This is a genomic window from Citrobacter sp. wls714, from assembly GCF_005281025.1.
GTDB classification, from domain to species: domain Bacteria; phylum Pseudomonadota; class Gammaproteobacteria; order Enterobacterales; family Enterobacteriaceae; genus Citrobacter; species Citrobacter werkmanii.
The window spans coordinates 1-912 of sequence record NZ_SZWZ01000101.1 but is presented as its reverse complement, the minus strand read 5'-3'; the positions used below and the strand labels follow the sequence as shown (position 1 = coordinate 912).

Genomic DNA, 912 nt, shown 5'->3' with positions numbered 1-912 from the left:
GGCTGAATACCGACGGCACTGCTCTGTACACCTGGATCGGCAGTTATAGCGGATGCCTGGGCGGTGTTCAGTTGAACCTGTCCATCCTGACTGCCGCCGTTAACGTGCGGGGTGCAGGTGTTATCGCTCACCAGACCAGCAAAATCTACCTGGCCGCCATCTAGGGCAAAGGCTGAAGTAGTGGAGGCAGCAGACAGAACCAGTGATAAAGCTATTAACTTTAATTTCATCTTGAAATATCCTTGTTAAAAATAGATGTCACTTAAGACAATATTTATTATAGGGAGTACTCTGCATCTATAAAAATATCATATACGGATATTTCCTTTTTTTATATTCACAAACAAAATATTTAATTTGTTTTTTATTTATACTACAATTTCTTGTAATAATTTATCTGTGCATTGTTTTTAACGATTTTGTACATATTGTGCTTTTTTTTGCAAACATAGTATTTATTTATCTCTTGCTGTTATGTGTTGATGGTCTTTATTATCAATATATATATGTATTGTATTTGAGTTGATTGGTGTGTATTTGTATTTTTTATCATTATAAATAATGAAAATGATTTTAATTTTAACTGAAGTGACTACTATTATGTTTACAAAAGGTAAGGGTGTTCTTCTATCCTTGATAATTCTGTAAAGGAGTTATCTTGTTGAAAAAGATAACTCTCTGGGGACTGATGATCAGTTATAGGTAAGGGTATACGCGGTGTTGGATTTCACGTAGCCCGCTGTTACTGGTACCGCGCCAGACTGTTTGACGTAAGAGACGACGAAGTTGAACGTCGCCACGCCGTCAGCATCAAAAGTTGTATCGTGAATGTCGCTGGCGTCGTTTACTTTGACCTGGGTATAGGTCAGCGCGCTGCCGGAGCTATCGACCTGGTGGATCGCCAGGTTAACG

At 38.7% G+C, this 912-nt stretch carries 2 pseudogenes; both read right to left on the bottom strand.

From position 1 onward, the window contains the following. A pseudogene (locus FDX11_RS23035) lies at positions 1 to 230 on the bottom strand (fimbrial protein); the annotation flags it as partial. 462 nt (positions 231 to 692) lie between these two features. Beyond that, positions 693 to 912, bottom strand: a pseudogene (locus tag FDX11_RS23030) (fimbrial protein); the annotation flags it as partial.